The organism is Prauserella isguenensis, from assembly GCF_014191605.1.
GTDB lineage: Bacteria > Actinomycetota > Actinomycetes > Mycobacteriales > Pseudonocardiaceae > Prauserella > Prauserella isguenensis.
This window is the reverse complement of the sequence record NZ_JACHWU010000001.1, coordinates 1822421-1839427: the sequence shown is the minus strand read 5'-3', so window position 1 is coordinate 1839427 and position 17007 is coordinate 1822421. Positions and strand designations below refer to the sequence as shown.

Annotated in this window: 12 protein-coding genes; 5 read left to right on the top strand and 7 right to left on the bottom strand. The window is 70.8% G+C overall.

The genetic code is table 11. The annotated features are described in order from the left end of the window. The 3 genes from FHS23_RS08510 to FHS23_RS08500 form a co-directional block, all read left to right on the top strand. A partial coding sequence (locus FHS23_RS08510) for a beta/alpha barrel domain-containing protein (protein WP_484573306.1) occupies positions 1 to 315 on the top strand: 315 nt, incomplete at its 5' end. Positions 316 to 456: 141 nt separating this feature from the next. After that, positions 457 to 750 (top strand): hypothetical protein, encoded by a 294-nt coding sequence (locus FHS23_RS08505; protein ID WP_183650418.1) that lies wholly within the window; start codon positions 457 to 459, stop codon positions 748 to 750. A 242-nt stretch (positions 751 to 992) separates the two neighbouring features. Continuing rightward, a complete protein-coding gene (locus FHS23_RS08500) occupies positions 993 to 1607 on the top strand; it encodes a GPR1/FUN34/YaaH family transporter (protein ID WP_183650415.1) in 615 nt (204 codons plus the stop codon). Positions 1608 to 1707: 100 nt separating this feature from the next. On the opposite strand, the gene FHS23_RS08495 is transcribed toward FHS23_RS08500, so the two are convergent. After that, positions 1708 to 2736 (bottom strand): helix-turn-helix transcriptional regulator, encoded by a 1029-nt coding sequence (locus tag FHS23_RS08495; protein WP_221218992.1) that lies wholly within the window; start codon positions 2734 to 2736, stop codon positions 1708 to 1710. Positions 2737 to 2799: 63 nt separating this feature from the next. Between FHS23_RS08495 and FHS23_RS08490 the strand changes: the two genes are divergently transcribed. Then, positions 2800 to 4182: an FAD-binding oxidoreductase gene (locus tag FHS23_RS08490; protein WP_183650412.1), complete on the top strand. Its 1383-nt coding sequence runs from the start codon at positions 2800 to 2802 to the stop codon at positions 4180 to 4182. Between the two features lie 885 nt (positions 4183 to 5067). On the opposite strand, the gene FHS23_RS08480 is transcribed toward FHS23_RS08490, so the two are convergent. Next, the gene (locus tag FHS23_RS08480; RefSeq protein ID WP_183650406.1) at positions 5068 to 5712 is read right to left on the bottom strand and encodes a dTMP kinase; all 645 of its coding nucleotides are present in this window, start codon (positions 5710 to 5712) and stop codon (positions 5068 to 5070) included. Positions 5713 to 5897: 185 nt separating this feature from the next. Between FHS23_RS08480 and FHS23_RS08475 the strand changes: the two genes are divergently transcribed. Further along, positions 5898 to 8210 carry a hypothetical protein gene (locus FHS23_RS08475; RefSeq protein WP_183650400.1) on the top strand — a complete coding sequence of 771 codons (2313 nt, stop codon included), beginning with the start codon at positions 5898 to 5900 and terminating at the stop codon, positions 8208 to 8210. A 212-nt stretch (positions 8211 to 8422) separates the two neighbouring features. Here FHS23_RS08475 and lacZ read toward each other — a convergent pair whose 3' ends face one another. The 5 genes from lacZ to manA form a co-directional block, all read right to left on the bottom strand. Beyond that, complete coding sequence (gene lacZ, locus FHS23_RS08470; RefSeq protein ID WP_183650397.1) at positions 8423 to 11746, bottom strand: beta-galactosidase, LacZ type; 3324 nt, start codon at positions 11744 to 11746, stop codon at positions 8423 to 8425. 215 nt (positions 11747 to 11961) lie between these two features. Next, positions 11962 to 12852 (bottom strand): hypothetical protein, encoded by an 891-nt coding sequence (locus FHS23_RS08465; RefSeq protein WP_183650393.1) that lies wholly within the window; start codon positions 12850 to 12852, stop codon positions 11962 to 11964. 158 nt (positions 12853 to 13010) lie between these two features. Beyond that, the gene (locus FHS23_RS08460) at positions 13011 to 14525 is read right to left on the bottom strand and encodes an amino acid permease (protein ID WP_183650390.1); all 1515 of its coding nucleotides are present in this window, start codon (positions 14523 to 14525) and stop codon (positions 13011 to 13013) included. Positions 14526 to 14717: 192 nt separating this feature from the next. Beyond that, the gene (locus FHS23_RS08455; protein ID WP_183650386.1) at positions 14718 to 15497 is read right to left on the bottom strand and encodes a hypothetical protein; all 780 of its coding nucleotides are present in this window, start codon (positions 15495 to 15497) and stop codon (positions 14718 to 14720) included. A 248-nt stretch (positions 15498 to 15745) separates the two neighbouring features. Next, positions 15746 to 16987: a mannose-6-phosphate isomerase, class I gene (gene manA, locus FHS23_RS08450; protein WP_221218990.1), complete on the bottom strand. Its 1242-nt coding sequence runs from the start codon at positions 16985 to 16987 to the stop codon at positions 15746 to 15748. Positions 16988 to 17007 lie beyond the last annotated feature (20 nt).

Genomic DNA, 17007 nt, shown 5'->3' with positions numbered 1-17007 from the left:
GTGGTTGCGGACATGATCACGGTGGTGGAGGGCCGGGTGGCTCGGATCCGTGAGGTGGCCAAGTTGGGGGTCTCGTTCGTGGAGATCCATGCGGGGCTGGACGAGCAGGCTCGGCCGGGGTATTCGATCGATCAGTTGTTGGCTGATGGTCGTGAGGCCGGGGTGCCGTTCTCGATTGCCGGTGGTGTGGGTCCGGACACGATCGGTTCGGTGCGTGAGGCCGGCGCGACGGTGGCGGTGGCCGGTGGGGCGATCTACAACGCTCCGGACCCGGGCGTGGCCGCCCGCGAACTCCGCAAGCGCGCCACCGCCTGACCCAACCCCCAGTGTGCCCCGGCACACCCAACACGATCGGCCACCCACCCGCCGCCGGGCGACGGCGATGCGTCGTTCGGCGGCGCGGTGAGCCGTCCAGTAGCCGTGACCAGGTCAACGCGACCAGACAAAGGAGTCGGCGTGAAAGGCATAGAATCGCGAGGTCGGCTCGAGGAGAGATCCGGCGCACCCGACACGTACTGCTCGTTGCTGTTGCAGGCCGCAACCGTACTGCGGATGCGGTACGTGGAAGCGCAACGCGACACCGGTCTGTCCGCTGTGGAGGCGGACGAGCTGGCCTACCTCTTCGAATGTGTCGCTCACAGTGACCCCGCAGGCGACCAGATCGAGCCCGAAGAGGCGATCGCCCTGGCACACCGGGTCATCGACAACGACCACCCGGAACTGTCGCCGCTCTGGCCCAAGATCTCCTGACACCCCGGGGCGTTCCCCGGATCACCACGCGGGGCGTCCCCTGATTACTGCGCCCGCCGAACCGCCTGGACGGGCGGCAGACCCGGCATCAGGCGGGCGCCCGTCCGGCCGTTGACCGCGGTGACCGAATTCGTCGCGGAACGCACGCCACGCCGTCTCGTCTCCCACTCGACGCGACCGCGCCCGGAGGCCGCCGTACGGACCGCATCCGAGGATCATTCGCAGCTCAAAGAGGAGTAACGATGGCCACTGACGTTGCCAACGAGGCACCGGCGCGGGCCGTGCCCGACAGCGACCCCGCCCTGATCGGTCTACCCACGTTCATCGTCGGCGCACTCGCCCTCGCCCTGGTGCAGACCGGATACGTACCGGCCGACGCGGTCGGCGCCTCCATGGCGATCATCGTGCCCGCCACCGGCGTGGGCCAGTTCGTGGCCGCACTGTGGGCCGTTGCGTTGGGCCAGGGTGCCGTCGCCGCGGTGTTCGCCGTGTTCAGCGGATTCTGGTTCAGCTATGCGGCACTCGTGCTCGGCCTGACCCACGGCTGGTTCGGCATCTCCGACGACGCCGCGATCGCCACGCAGGGCCTGTTCCTGATCGCCTGGGTCGTGACGATCGGCGTGCTGACGCTGGGCACCCTGCGGCTGCCCGCCGCTTTCACGCTGCTGTTCGGGTTGATCACCGTCGCACTCGCACTCGTGTTGTACGGCACGGTGGGCGAGGCGCCCGGCGCGATCACGACGGCCGGCTACGTGGCGTTCGTGTTCGCAGGCGTCGGGATCTATCTGTTCATCGGTGTGCTCTCCACCGCGACGGGCGGCAAGCCCCTGCCGTTGGGTCGACCGGTGCTGAGCTGAACCGATCCGAGGGGGATTCGACGCCGGGTGGGCGGCCGCACAGGCGGCGCTCACCCGGCGTCGGCGCATGTACGGCCGCCGTGACCGTGAGCGACGAGCGTCACGGGGTGGCGCCCAGCGTCGCGCCCAGACTGCGCAGCGGTTCGGCGACGTCGGGGCCTGCATCGACGGTGACCCGGGCACCACGGGCGGCCGCCACAGCGGCGACCGATGCCGCGTACTGCACGACGAGCTCGGCCGAGTCGGCCGACACCCGCGCCCGGCACCGGCCGGGTCCGTCGCCGGTGAGCTCCCCCGGCAGCGCGGGAACCCAACGGCGAACCTCGGACTCCGGCAGTTCGACCGTCACGTGCGCGGTGTAGCGGTACGACGCGGCGGCGAAGGACTCGCGCAGGTGGGCGACGGGGTCGTCGGGCTGCGGCCGTGGCACGAACCGGTGTCCCGTCGCGGTCACGTCCCCCATGCGGTCGAGCCGGAAGGTGCGCGGCGCGTCCGGTCCGAGGTCGTGCGCCGTCAGATACCACCGGCCCTCCGCGACGAGAAGCCGCTGCGGTTCCACGCGACGTGCGGACGCGCCCCGCCTGCCCGTGTACCGGAACGAGACCACCTCCGCGTCCCGGCACGCGGCCGCGAGGGCGCCGAGCAGGTCCGCGTCGATACCCCGCGGCTCCCCCTCCCTGGAGCCGGCACCGTCCTTGGCCGCGGCCAGGTCGTCGGTGGGCACGCCGCGCGGCGGTGCGGCGACGACGGAACCGGCGGCGGCCAGCCGCGGCCGCAGCCGAGCGGGCAGCACCTGGGCGAGTTTCGCCAGCGCCCTCGTCGCACTCTCGCCGAACGCCGGATTCACGGACGCCGCCGTCGCCAGGGCGACGCCGACGGCGACGGCCTCCTCGTCGTCCAGTACCAATGGCGGGAGCCTGCCGCCTCGGCCGAGGCGATACCCGCCGCCGGTGCCGCCCGTGCTCTCCACCGGGTAGTCGAGCGCCCGCAGCCGGTCGATGTCACGGCGCAGCGTCCGTGCGGTCACGCCGACGCGCTCGGCGAGCTCCGGGCCCGGCCATTCCCGCCTGGTCTGCAGCAGGGCCAACAGGCGCAGCAACCGGCCCGGCATCTCCTGACGAACGGACATGCCGACAACCCTGCCATCACTCGAGGACGAGATGTGTCCTCGAGGGTTCGTACGGTCGCCGCCATGACGAACACGACGGACTCCCCCACGGAACCGCCCGCCCTCGACGGTGCACTCCTCCTGCCCGGCGACGACGGGTTCGACGCTGCGTGCACCGGTTACCAGCTCGCCGTCTCGCACCGGCCCGGCTGCATCGTGGCCGCCTCCTCCGCCGAGGACGTGCGCGCGGCCGTGACGTACGCGGCGGCCCGCGGCCTGCCCGTCACCGCCCGCGTCAGCGGCCACGGCCATACCGCACCGCTCGACGGCGGCGTCCTCGTCGACCTGCGCTGGCTGTCGGGCGTCGACCTCGATCCCGCGCAGCACACCGCACGGATCGGCGGCGGTGCGACGTGGCAGCACGTGCTCGACACCGCGTCCCCGCACGGCCTGGCGCCGCTGTCGGGCAGCTCCCCGCACGTCGGCGCGGTGCCGTACACGCTCGGCGGCGGCATCGGGCTTCTGGGACGGCGCTACGGCTACGCGGCCGACCACGTCCGCGCGCTGGAGGTGGTGACCGCCGACGGCGTGCTGCGCCAGGTCACGGCGTCGTCGGAGGACGAGCCGGAACGCGAGCTATTCCGGGCGCTGCGCGGTGGAGGTGCGGGCGGCTGCATCGTGACGGCGATGGAGATCGATCTCGTGGAGGTCTCCGAGGTCCACGGCGGCAGTCTCTACGTCGACGTCGCGGAGGCGGGCGACGTCCTCGACCGCTGGCGCCGGTGGACCGAGGAGGTGCCGGACACCGTGACCTCCGGGGTCGCGATGCTCGTGTTCCCCGACGTGCCCGGAGTACCGGACGAACTGCGGGGGCGGCAGGTCGCGCAGTTGCAGCTCTGCGTGGCCGAGGAGGGCGACGCGGCCCAGGTCGACCGGCTGCGTGAGATGGTGCCGGCAGTGCGGGACACGGTGCGCACGCGGCCGTTCGCCGAGTCCGGTGCCCTCTTCGACGAGCCCGATCGGCCGCACGCCTACCGCTCGCGGACCGCGATGGTCCGGGCCCTGGACCCGGGCGCGCTGACCCGGTTGCCCGCCACGGTGGGACCCGCGGCGCCGGTGATGTGTGTGGCGGGTCTGCGGCACCTGGGAGGTGCGTTCGCACGGCCGCCGCGGGTGGCGTCGGCCGTCGGGCATCGCGAGGCCGCGTATCTGATGTCGGTGCTCTCACCGGTGACGCCGACGTCGGAGGCCACCGACGAGGAGGTGGCGGCTCTGCACGCCGACGTCCTGGCACCGTTCGGCCCGGACACGCTGGGCGCGCACCTGTCGTTCGCATTCGGCAGGCAGGCCGACGCCGACGTCCGGTCGGCGTTCACCCCTCCGACCGCGGACCGCCTGGTACGCCTCCGGCAGCGGCTCGACCCCCGCGGCACGATCCCCGCCAACCACACGATCTCTCCTCGGTGATCCGCCCCGGGGCCCGTGTTGCGTTTCCGAGGGCGCGTGTTCTGCATTCAGGCACGCGTGTTCCGCGTTCAGACGTGTGTGTTCCGCGCTGGGCACGCGGATTCCGCAGGTCTCCGTCGCTCGGCCGTCGCCCCCATAAGCACGTTGCCGCGCGGCTGTGTTCTCGCACTTGTTCGGCGTCCGGTCGGGGGTGCTGCGCTTGAGCTGCCCGAGGAGTTGACACCGGTGTTGCGGGTCTCGACCCGTGAGGTCGAACGCCGCCTCGATGCCGGGCAGTCGTTGACAGAGCGGATGCCCCGGCTCCTCGACGCGATGCGGGCCGGGGACATCGAGGCGTACGGAGTGCGGCGGGGTTGGCGGTGGTCGATCCGACGACGACGCGGCTCGGCAGGTGGACGGCCTGTTGGCCGAGAAGCTGATGGACGCTCCGGAGACGGCGTGGCAGCCGGGGAATCTGGCGCAACGCGCGCGTCGCCTGGTGGAGAAGGTCGATCCCGGTGGACAAACCGCACGGGCCCGGCGAGCGCGGGCGGACGCCGGATCGAGCTCACGCCGGGTGAGCACGTGATGTCGTCGCTGGAGGCACAGCTGCCGACGGAGGTGGCGGCGGCGTGCTACTCCCGAGTGGACGCGATGGCACGATCGCGACACCGCAGCGACGACGGACGCACCCTGGACCAGTTGCGCGCCGACGTCGCGGCGGGCCTGTTGTTGGGACGGAACCCCGGGGCGGCACCGTCGGAGGCAGCGGCGATGGTGCACCCGCCCGGCACTGCGACCACGACAGCGACAACAGCGACGGGAACGCCTGCAACGACAGGAAAGCGGCGATTCCGGCCACCGCGGTGATCGGCCGGGCTGGGCCGAACCGGACCGCGGTGGCCCCTAGCGGGCGAGGAGGCGTTTCGCGAGGTCGGCGGCGTCGACGTGGTCGGCACCATCGATCACGTACCACGATGACAACCAGTCGGCCGCCGCGAGCTCGTCGTAGACGGCCGAGCACCGGGACTGGAGCCCGTCGTCGGTTTCGAACGCGTCGCGAGTACGTGCGGCATCGGCCTCGGCCCTGCCGCGGGCGCGGGAGGCGGCGACGTCGGGGGCCACGCGCAACAGCAGGTGGGCGTTGGGCACGGGCAGTCCGAACCGGTCGATCTCCAGTTCGCGAACCCAGCGCACGACGTCGCTGTCGGCCCCTTCGCGCAGCCGTGCGGCCTGGTACGCGGCGTTGGAGGCGACGTACCGGTCGAGCAGTACGACGTCGTGGCGCGCGAGCAGGTCGCGGATGTCGTCGGCGGCGTCGCGGCGGTCGAGCGCGTAGAGCAGGCCCATGCCGTAGACGGACTCGGCGAGGTCCCCGTGGTCACCGTGGAGAGCCTCGCGGACCAGGTCGGCGTGCACGCTCACGCCGTAGCGGGGGAACGCGGTGGTGGCGACGCTCGCACCGGCGTCCCGCAACGCCGCCGTCAGCGCATCGGTCAGCGTGCGCTTACCCGCGCCGTCCAGCCCTTCGATGACCACCAATCGACCCACGACTGCAGAGTAGACAGGGACGCGAAGCGTCTCGTCGGGGGGCGGTGGCCGGGCCGCCTCACCCACCACCCGGGTGGGCTAACCGCAGGACGCGCTGGTGCGTCGACAGCGCGCAGCCGGGTTCGGCGTTTACCGTGGCAGTTCGGCCATCTCAAGAGCGTCAACCCAGCTAGGAGGCGTGCCACGTGCCTCTCCCCGGCCCCGACACCCGGGTCGTCGAACTTCGCGTGCCCGGGCTGATCGGCACGACCGGCGAGTCTCTGCTCGATTCCGTCGGCACCGTCGACGTGGACGGCGACGGGACGGGACGGATCGTCCGCCCGTCCGATCGGCTGCGCAGGCCTGCACCGGGCCCCGTGCTGCAGGCACTGGGCCGCTCGATGCCGCGCACGCTCGAGGGCTACCTCTGGAGCCGCATGACCTCGGGCGGCGCGGCGAAGGCGACGTGGGCGCTGCTGTTCCCGTTCTCGCTGGCCAACGTCGCGCACTGGATGCTTCCCCCGATCCCGGAGGGCTCCCGCACCTCGGCGGTGTTGAACCGCGTGTGCCGCGGGATGCTGCGGGTCGCGGCGGTACTACTGACGATGCTGCTCGTGGCGCAGCTCGGGGTCGTGACGTTGGACCTGTTCGCGGCGCAGTGCCTCACGGCGGGGTCGGGCTGCCTGGACTCGGCGCCGTCGTGGCTGGGTGAGGTTCCCGGACTGCGCACCGCCGCCGGATTGTTGCCGTTGCTGGCGGTGGCGGCTGTGCTGTTCGGGGTGTCGCGCACGAGCTGGCGGCCGAACGACCAGGTGGAACCGCTGCGCGATCACCTCGGCGGCGGACTGTCGGACGTCGCCGACACGGCGGCGCTGCGGTGCGTGCACGTCGTCGCGGCGCTGGGCGTGACGGCGTTGCTGCTGCTCGGCGGGCCGTTGACGATGCCGGCGGACACGCCCGCGGCGGTGCTGTGGGTCGGCACGCTGGCGCTGCTGGGGTCTGTGCTGGTGGTGAGCATCACCCCGGCGAGGCGGGTGCTGCCGGCCGCGGTGCGGAAGGCGCTGTACGGCGTGGCGTTCGCGGTGACGGTGGCGACCGCGGTCGTGACCGCACCACTGCCCGCGACGCTGCCTGGCACGAACGCCACCGTGGAGCTCGTCGGTGCCGCGCTGCTGGGCGCGTGTGTCGTGTTCGCCCTGGTCCTGGTGCCGACGGCGTTGTTGGCGCGCCGCGAGTGGGCGCACCTGCCGCGCAGGCTCCGCCCGTGGGCGGGCGGCTGGGCCGCGGCGCCCGCGCTCGCGCTCGCCGGCCTGCTCGGCGGCGGGTTCGGCGCCGGGCTCGCCGTCGCGTTGCGGCACCTGCTCGGTGCGGACGGGCTGCTGCTGCCCGAGGGATACGACCTCATCACGATGCTGTGGGGCGCCGGGCTCGTCGTCGCGGCGCTGCTCGCCGTGTGGGCCGCGGCCGGCTCGTCGTTGCGCCGCGTGCGCCGGGGCGTGCCCGACATCGTGACGCTGCTGCAGGGTGAGGAGGCGCCTGCCGACGACGACGCGGAGGCGTCGGCCGCGTGGGCGCGGGCCGGCTGGGAGCGCAAGTATCTGCACCGCCTCGTCCTGACCTTCGCCTGCACACTCGGCGCAGGTGCCGTGGCGCTCGCGGCTCTGCGGGTGACGATGGGGCCGATGCCGGGCTGGCTGACGCCGCTGTCGGCGGCAGGTGTGCTTACGCTGGGCGCACTGGCGGCGGGACTGCTCCGCGCGGTCTACACCGCAGCAACCGGGGAGCAGCGCAGCAGGCATCTGGGCGCGTTCACGGACCTGGCGTGCTTCTGGCCGCGGGCCGCACACCCCGTGGTGCCGCCGTCGTACGCGTTGAAGGTCGTCCCGGAGCTGGCGGACCGGGCGCGCACACACCTGCAGGAGCCGAACACCCGGGTGGTGCTCGCCGGATACCACGTGGGCGGGTTACTGACCGTCCTGGCGGCCGCACGGCTGGCCGACGAGCTGTCGGACGAGGACCGGGAACGGCTCGGCCTCCTGACGGCGGGTGCTCCGTTGCAGTGGGGGTACCAGCGTGCGTTTCCCGCGATGTTCCCGTCGGCGTCACTGGCGCGGCTCAACGGCGAACTCGACGGCCGGTGGCGCGGGTTGTGCCGTGGCACCGACTCGTTCGGCGGTGGGGCGACGACGTGGCGGCACCAGGTGGCGGGTGACATGTTGCTCGGCGTCGGCTACTGCGGTGACGGCACCATCGGCGCGGTCGAACCTGCGGTGCAGGGTCCGACGGGCGTGCTCGTCCTCGGCGGCGACCACTGGCTGCCCGACCCGATGCGGGAACCGGTGAGTGGCAGGCGCTGGGCCGCCGGCGTTCGCAAGCACGCCGACTACGTGGGCGATCCGGAGTGGGACCGCGCCGTCGTCATGGCCGCGGGACTGGAGGACGCCGACCTGTCCGCGGGCCTGGCCGAACAGGTGTCGCTGTTCGGCGACGTCCTCGGCAAGCCCCGCTGCACAACCTGACCCGCAGCACCACCTGACCCGCAGCACCACCTGACCCGCAGCACCACCTGACCCGCAGCGGCCCTGACCGGCCGCCTCACTACCTGCCCCGCTGCGCCATCACCGTGCGGGCCGGCCGTCCCCGACGACTGCGTGGCCGCCGTCACGGGGCGTCCGTCACAGCGACCCCGTCACAGCGGCCCCGTCACAGCGGCCCCGTCACAGCGCCGCCGTCACGGGGCGTCCGTCGGCTTGCGCGACAGGGCCATCGCCTCGGCCACGTTCACCAGCGGTCGCAACCGGTAGCTGTACGCGTAGTCGGTGTCGGCGAACAGCTTGTATGTGTCGAGCGGTTGCTGGCCCCACGAGTCGTTGCCGCCCACGCCCGTCTGCCGGTGGTTCAACCGGAGTACGACCTCGTCCCGCGGTGTCAGCTGGTAGTCGTGCCGCGCGTCGCCGGAGAGGTCCTCCGGCGTGAAGTGCGAGGCGTTGATCTCCAGCGGGGCCTCACCCGTCGCCAGCAGGCCTGCCCCGTCCGAACCGACCATGGCGAGCCAGCGTACGTCGGTCTTGTTGCCGTTCTCCTGCGGACGGATGTACGACGTCCACTGCTCGTCGACGGTCGAGTCGTACACGCCCACGTCGGAGGCCGACTTGCGGTCCCAGTGGTTCTCCTCCGGACCGCGACCGTAGAACCGCATGGTGTCGAGGCCGGCCGGCAGCCGCAGCATCGTGCCGACCTCCGGGATGTACGGCAGCGACGCCGACCCTGGGTGCAGCGTGTTGTCGACCTTGATCTCCGCGTTGCCGAAGACCGTGTAGACCGTCGTGTACCGCGACTCCGTCGACGTCGGGAGTGTGCCGTCCACCGTGATGACCACGGCCTTGTCCCGCACCCGCTCGACCGACACGTTCCTCACCGTGCGCCGCGCACCCGCGTGACGCCAGGTGCCGTTACGGTCGGGCTGGCCGTTGCCGAGGTCGTTGTCGGTCGAACCGCGCCAGAAGTTCGGCACCGGACCGGACTCGACGAGCGTCCGTCCCTTCGCGACGTACGACGTGATCACGCCCGTGTCCCGCGCGATCGTGACCGTGAAGTCGTCGCCGGTCACCGTGACCGAACCGCCCGAGTCGTCCACCGCCACCGGGGGCACCGAGTCGAGCGGCACCGGCTCGACGTCCGGGCTACCCACGTCGACGGGGAACTGGTGCTTGGCCACCTCGAACCCGGCATCGGCCCACAGCGTGTCGTCCCGTGTCCTGAACGACAGGCACAGGAAGTACTCCGCCCCGGGAGCGGGGTTCTCGGGCTTCGTGAACGGCACGGTGATCGTCGCACTCGACGACGGCGGCACCGACAGTTGTTCCCGCGTCAGCTCGCCACTCTCGACGACCTCGCCGTCGGCGACCAACTCCCACCTGCCCGCGTAGGCGTCGACGTCGGTGAACAGGTGCTCGTTGGTGATCGTCACCCGGCCCGAGCTCGGATCGTCGGACGAGAACAGGATGTCCTGGTAGACGTGCTTGACCTCGGCGGCCTTACCGTTGCGGCCGCGATCCGCCGTGACGACGCCGTTGGCGCAGAAGTTGCCGTCGTTCGGGTCGTCACCCCAGTCGCCGCCGTAGGCCAGATACGTGCCCCGGCCGTTCGGCACGGGCCAGCGAAGCGACTGGTCCGCGAAATCCCAGATGTAACCGCCCTGGAGCACGTCGTGTGCCCGCACGATGTCCCAGTACTCGCGGAAGTTGCCCGTCGAGTTCCCCATCGAATGCGCGTACTCGATCATCACGTACGGGCGTGTGTCCGACTCACTCGCCCGTTCCTCCACTCTGGACGGGCTCTCGTACATCGCCGACCGCACGTCGCTGATCTCCGGCCTGTCGTCGCCCTCGTAGTGGATGACACGCACGTCGTCGTAGGAGCGGATCCAGTCGTGCATCGCGACGAAGTTGCTGCCGCCGCCGGCCTCGTTGCCGAGCGACCAGATGATGACGCTGGCGTGGTTCTTGTCGCGGTGCACGACGTTCTTGGCCCGTGCCACGACCGCGTCCGTCCACTCCGGATGCGAACCCGGGTACTCGTCACGAATACCGTGCGTCTCGAGGTTCGTCTCGTCCATGACGTACAGGCCGTAGACGTCGGCGAGTTCGTAGAACAGCGGGTCGTTCGGGTAGTGCGAGGTCCGCACCGCGTTGACGTTCATCCGCTTCATGACACGGATGTCGGCGACCATGTCCTCGCGCGTCAGCGCGGAACCACGGTCCGGGTGCAGCTCGTGCCGGTTGACACCCTTGATCGTGATCGGCTCGCCGTTGATGCGCATGAGGCCGTCGACCATGGCGAACTCGCGAAAGCCCACGCGCGTCGACAACGTCTCGAGGACCTCGCCCGCGGGGTCGCGCAGCACGAGCACCGCGGTGTAGAGGTTCGGATGCTCGGCCGACCACAGTTTCGGCCCCTCCACCGCCTTACTGCCACGCGCGACGACCTCACCCCGCCGTGTGGCACCGAAGTCGGCCGACTGCCGCAGCGGCTCCCTCCACACGCGATTCCCGCCGTCGTCGTAGAGCTGCGTCTCGACCGTGAACGAGCCCTTCTCCGCCCCGGCGTAGTCCCGGACGTTCGCGGTGACGGCCAGATCGGCGTTCGTATAACCGTCACGCAGTGGTGTGTCGATCCGGAAGTCCCGCACGTGCACCGTCGGCGTCGAGAACAGGTAGACCGACCGGAAAACGCCGGACAGCCGGATCATGTCCTGGTCTTCCATCCAGTCGCCGTCGGAGAAGCGGTACACCTCGACGGCGACTTCGTTGTGACCGGGCTTGACCAGCCGCGTCACGTCGAACTCGGACGAGGTGTACGAGTCCTCCCGGTACCCGACCAGCTCACCGTTGACCCAGACGTAGAACGCCGACTTGACACCCTCGAAGTGCAAGAATGTTCTGCGTCCCCGCCAGTTCGGCGGCATCGTGAAGCTGCGACGGTACTGACCCACGGGGTTGAACTTCGTCGGCGCGAACGGCGGTTCCGGATTCTCGCCCTTGCCGTTGGCCCCAGACCACGGATACGTGATGTTGGTGTAGATGGGGAAGTCGTACCCGTGCAGCTGCCAGTTGGCCGGCACGGGGATCGTGTCCCAGCCACGGTCGTTGACGCCTACGCGGTAGAACTCCGGATCCCGCGACGCGGGATTGTCGGCGTGCCGGAAGCGCCACTCGCCGTCGAGGTTCAAGCGAAAGGGCGACTGCGTGCGATCGGCCGCGAGCGCCTGGTCCAGTCCGGCGTACGGCATGAGTGTCGCGTGCGGCGGCTCCGAGCCGACATCGAACAGCTCGAGGTTGTTGTTCCACTCGGGATACTCGCTGCGGCCGTCCTCCTGCGCGGCCGCAGCGGGTGCACACGGCAGGAGCGAGGCGGCGGACATGCCCGGCACCGCCAGACCGCCGAGCACCGCGGCACCCACACCCAGGACCCCACGGCGGCTGACCCCGGGGGAAGCGCCGGCGTCCGCCGACTGATCGTCGTTGACTTGTTTGTCCGGCCCGGTCAGGGACATCGGTGAACCACTCCGTTCCTCGATCGTCCTCACTGTGAAAGTGAATCACGCAGAAGTCAACACAGTCACACAAGTATCGCAGTGGAACGTGTGTGATGTTGATTGATGCCGGCGGTGCCGATACCGGGGCACATCTTGGGAAACGGGAGCACCCCAGGAACGCGCACTTCTCGGGAACGGCGACTCCGGAACAGCAGTGCCCCGAACGGCAGCGGTCAGGTGCGACGCGTGCGGGCGGCGAGGATCGCTGCGGCCGCGGCGGCCAGCAGGCCACCGCCACCGATCAACAGCAGCCCGCCGCCGAAGCCGATCCCACCGTCGTCGGATGCGCCGCCTGCGGCGGCGGCGCCGTCGTCCCCGTCGCCCGTACCCGTCTCGGCGCGCTGCAGCACCGGTGTCGACACCGGTGCGGACGACCCGTGCGCGGGCGGGCTGCCGTCCGCGGGTTGCGCCGTGGAGTCCGTGGTCGAGCCGGCGGTCGACTCGGGCGCGGAGACCCCGGGCTCGTCAGCCGCGTGCGGGTTCGGTGCACCCGTCGGTCCGGCCTCCGGTCCGGGCCCCGTGTCGCCACGGTCGGGATCGGCGTGCACGTCGTGGTCGGGTTCGGACCTCGGCGGTGTGCCGGGATCAGTCGGCGCCTGTGGCGGATCCTCGCACTGGGACCAGCGGCCGACCCACCCGGGCGGCCCGTCGAAACCGCCTTCGCCGAGATCCCACTCGAGCTCGTCGCCACCGGTGCCCCGGCCGCTAGCGACGTGGTCGGGGTCGACGGCCAGCTCGCCGCGGGAGCGCCGGTCGTCCTGGCAGGGTCGTCGGTCGTCATCACCGCCGCGGCGCTCGTCCGCGCCTTCGCCGGAGCCGCCGTCAGCTGGGCCGCCGGCGTCGTGGCCACCTCCGTCCGGACCGTGGCCACCGCCGTCCGGACCGTTGCCGACACCGCCGCGGCCGTTCCCGCCGGAGTCGGAGCCGTGGTCGTCGCCCGGTACGAGCACGCCGCCCGGCGGGTCGGTGGGCGGCGGTCCGGCGTTCTGGTCCGCGCCTGCGAGGCCCGCGGAACCGAACACCATCGCACCGGTCACCACAGCCAGGGCGAACGAACGGGTCACGCGCATGAGGGCACTCCGAACGGTCCGGCAACAGGGAGACGACTCCCACCCGTCGTGACGGGCAGTGACATTCCGGCCGGGACTTTACGCGCGCACGCCCGAGCCCGGGACCTTCTTTCGTACGTCGTGCCTACAGCGGGTGATGCGGCGTGGGCGCCTCACTCCGCGGCGTCGGCCGGGGTCTCTTTCGCCTCCCGCGCCAGGACGGAACGCCGCATCCCGTAGAGGAAGTAGATCGCGACACCGATCGCCATCCACAGCACGAACCGCAGCCACGTCAGCACCGTCAGGTTCACCATCAACCACAGGCAGACGCCGATCGCGAGGATCGGGATCACCGGCACCCACGGCACCCGGAAGCCGCGCGGCAGGTCGGGCCGCTTCTTCCGCAGCACGATCACGCCCGCCGACACCAGCACGAACGCGAACAGGGTGCCGACGTTGACCATCTCCTCGAGTTGGCTCGCGTCGAAGAACGTCGCCGCGACACCCACCACGACGGTCACGAGCACGTTCACCCGCACCGGCGTGCCGCGCCGTCCGGTCTTGGCCAGTCCGCGCGGCAACAGCCCGTCGCGCGACATCGCGAACAACACGCGCTGCTGCCCGAGCAACAGCACCATGACCACGGTGATCAGGCCGACGACGGCACCGATCGACACGAGGTGGGCCGCCCAGTCGACACCGTGGTACGAGAACGCCGTCGCGAGGGTCTTGCGGCCCTCGGGTTCGGCCGCGGTCGACAGCTCCTGGTACGGCACCATCCCCGCGATGACGACCGACGTCGCCACATACAGCACGGTGACGATCGCCAGGGAACCGAGGATGCCGCGCGGCACGTCGCGCTGCGGGTTGCGCGTCTCCTCCGCGGTCGTGGCCACGATGTCGAAGCCGAGGAACGCGAAGAACACCAGCGACGCGCCCGCCAGTAGGCCGAATCCGCCGTACACACTGCCCGAACCGCCTGCCAGCAGTGAGAACAGCGACTGCTCGACACCGCCGCCCGCGTCCTCGCCCTCGGCCGCGGGCGGGATGAACGGGGTGTAGTTGTCCGGCGTGATGTAGGCGATGCCCAACGCGATGACGAACAGGATGATCAGGACCTTGATGGTCGTGACCACGATGCTGAACCGCGACGACAGCTTCGTGCCCAGGGTCAGCAGCACCGCCAGGGTGACCACGAGCAGCAGCGAGCCCCAGTCGGCGCTGATCCCGCCGAACTCGATCGTGGTGGAGACGTTCGCGCCGAAGATCGAGACCAGTAGTTCCTCGAGGTAGATCGACCAGCCCTTGGACACCGCAGCCGCGGCGACCGAGAACTCGAGGACGAGGTCCCAGCCGATGATCCAGGCGAGGAACTCGCCGAACGTGGCGTACGAGAACGTGTAGGCGCTACCGGCGACGGGGACCGTCGAGGCGAACTCGGCATAGCACAGCGCCGCGAGTCCACACGCGACGCCTGCGAGCACGAACGCGATGGCCACCGACGGGCCCGCCAAGTCCCCCGCAGTACGGGCGGTGAGCGTGAAGATACCCGCACCGACCATGACCGTGACACCGAAGACGGTCAGATCCCACGCACTGAGGTTGCGGCGCAGCCGGGTCCCCGGCTCGTCCGTATCCGCGATCGACCGCTCGACGGACTTCGTCCGCAAGATCCCGTTTCCGGCCACGATGCCTCCACCTTCTCGCCTCACCTGGATCGCAGGCTGATCGATCATGTGCTGCCTGCCGGCCCACTCCGGCAAGCAGCAACCGCATATCGACCAATCTGGTGAACTCAGGGTATTCCCGTGGTCACGGGAACGCGGGCGGAGGTCCCGACCGGGCGATGCCGCGGCCGGGACCTCCGGGGAGAACGCCCGTCAGGAGGTTGTGCGCCGCTTCCTGGTGAGCACCATCAGCGCGCCGCCGCCCGCGAGCAGCAGGGCACCGAGGCCGAGCATCCAGCCTGCACCGAAGCCGGTGGAAGCGAGGTCGTCGGTGTCGTTCACGGGAACGACGGCTTCCTGCGAAGTCGTGGTGGACGCACCCGACGAGCCCGATGTCGACGGGCCGCGCGAATCCGTTGTGGACGTCGTGTCCGGACCGGTGGTGGTGCTGCCGGGCGTCGTTGTCACCGGCGTCGTCGTGTCGGGCGTCGTCGTCACCGGCGGCGTCGTCGTGTCGGGCGGCGTCGTCGTCACCGGCGGCGTTGTCGTCACCGGGGTGGACGTACCACAGAGGAACCAGTGACTGATCTGCGGAATGTTCCCGCCGTCGTTCAGCGGGGAGTGCAGTTCCTCCCACACGGGTTCCGAGCGCAGGTCCCTCTGACCCGGCTCGTACCGGTTGTAGCGGGGGCCGCCCTTCACGATGATTCCGGTGACCTCGACATCCGCCGGAACCGCGGTGATGGTCAGAAACTGTCCCGATTCTCCGATCTCGAAATCGACATCGCTTTTGTCGATCGACTCGCCGTCGAGACCGGCCTTCTCGCAGGCGCCTGGCATGCCCTCGTCGACGTTGCCCTCGACGACCTCGGCTCGGGAATCCTCCTCGTCGGGCTCCGTCGCCGTGGCGGCCGGCACCGAAGCGGCCAGGACGCCCAACACAATCGCCGAGGTGGCGAGCGCTCGCAGCCGGAAACGTGGACGAACAGACATCAGGAGACTCCCGTGGGGATCGGACAAGGGGAATGAAACGTCTACATAACGGACGAACGCCCGAACCCTAGCCCCGATGGGTGACATCACTGAAGTGGATCACGACGGAAGTGACCATTTCGGTCATCGCCAGCGACCTGACCGTGTCAAAAGTGCCGATTGACCGGACCCGACCGCAGCACCGGGCCATGGACGGTTGCCCGGCCGGTCTCCAACTCCTGGCGGCTACACGGGCACGCGGTCCGCCGTCAATGCCCGTGCAGGGATGTGCCCGCGGTGGCACGGAAGAGCTGCGCGGCGTCCTCACCGACCGCACGGACCCGCACCGGCGGATCCGACGCGGGCCGCCACACCGACTCGCCCCGCCGCAATTCGACCTTCGTGCCCTCGTCGTCGTAGAGCAACAGCTCACCGGCGGTGCAGAGCAGGATCTCCGGTCCCGCACCGGCCAGTTCGATCTCGCGCCGGTCGACCGTGTCCCAGTCGACCCGTGAGAGCTGGAACTCCGGCGTCTCGGTGCGATAGACCGCGGCCGTGCCGTCGGGTTCGCCGGTCAGCACCGGCATGTCACCGCACCCGAAGTCGACCACGCGCAACAGTTCGGGCACGTCGACGTGCTTCGGAGTCAACCCGCAACGGAGGATGTTGTCGGAGTTGGCGAGGATCTCGATGGCCGTGCCGTAGACATACAGGTGCAGATTCCCCGCGGGTAGGTACAACGCCTCGCCCGCGTGCAGCGTCACGCGGTTGAGCAGCAGCGCCGCCAGCACGCCCGCGTCCCGCGGATGCGCCTCGCCGAGCTGCAGCACGGTGCGGCACTCGGCGGCGAACTCACCCTTCGCCCCGACATGCCGCACGCAGGCTTCGAGCACCTCGGGCAGCAGCTCGGCCAGCGTCGACTGCGGCAGGGTGATCCACGTCGTGAACAGCGCGCGCAGGCCGTCGGGATCCGGCTGCCCGGCCAGCAGCTCGACGTAGTGCGCCAGGCCGGGCGTCTCGATCTCACGCAGCAGCCGCACGGTGCGGTGCGGATCGCGGAACCCCGCGAGCGCGTGGAACTCGGTGAGCGCGCACACCAGCTCGGGCTTCGGCGTCGGGTCTGGATAGTTGCGGTTCGCCGCGTCCCGCGGGATTCCCGCGGCCTCCTCGCGGGCGTAGCCCTCCGCGGCCTGTTCCGCCGACGGGTGCGCCTGCATCGACAGCGGTTCCTCCGCCGCGAGGATCTTCAACAGGAACGGCAACCTGCCGTCCCACCGATCGGCGCACCGCATACCCAGTTGGCCCTGCGGATCCGCGTCCACGACGTCGAGCAGGCTCACCTCGCTGCCGTCGGCCCGCCGCAGCCGGGCCGGGTCCCCGGGATGTGCGCCGTACCACAGTTCGGCCTCCGGGTGCGGCGACGGGACGGGGCGGCCCAGCAGCTCCGGAATCGTCGTGCGGGACCCCCACGCGTACGCCCGCACCGCGCCCTGCAGCAGCTCCACGGTCAACTCCACTCCTCGCCGGCCTC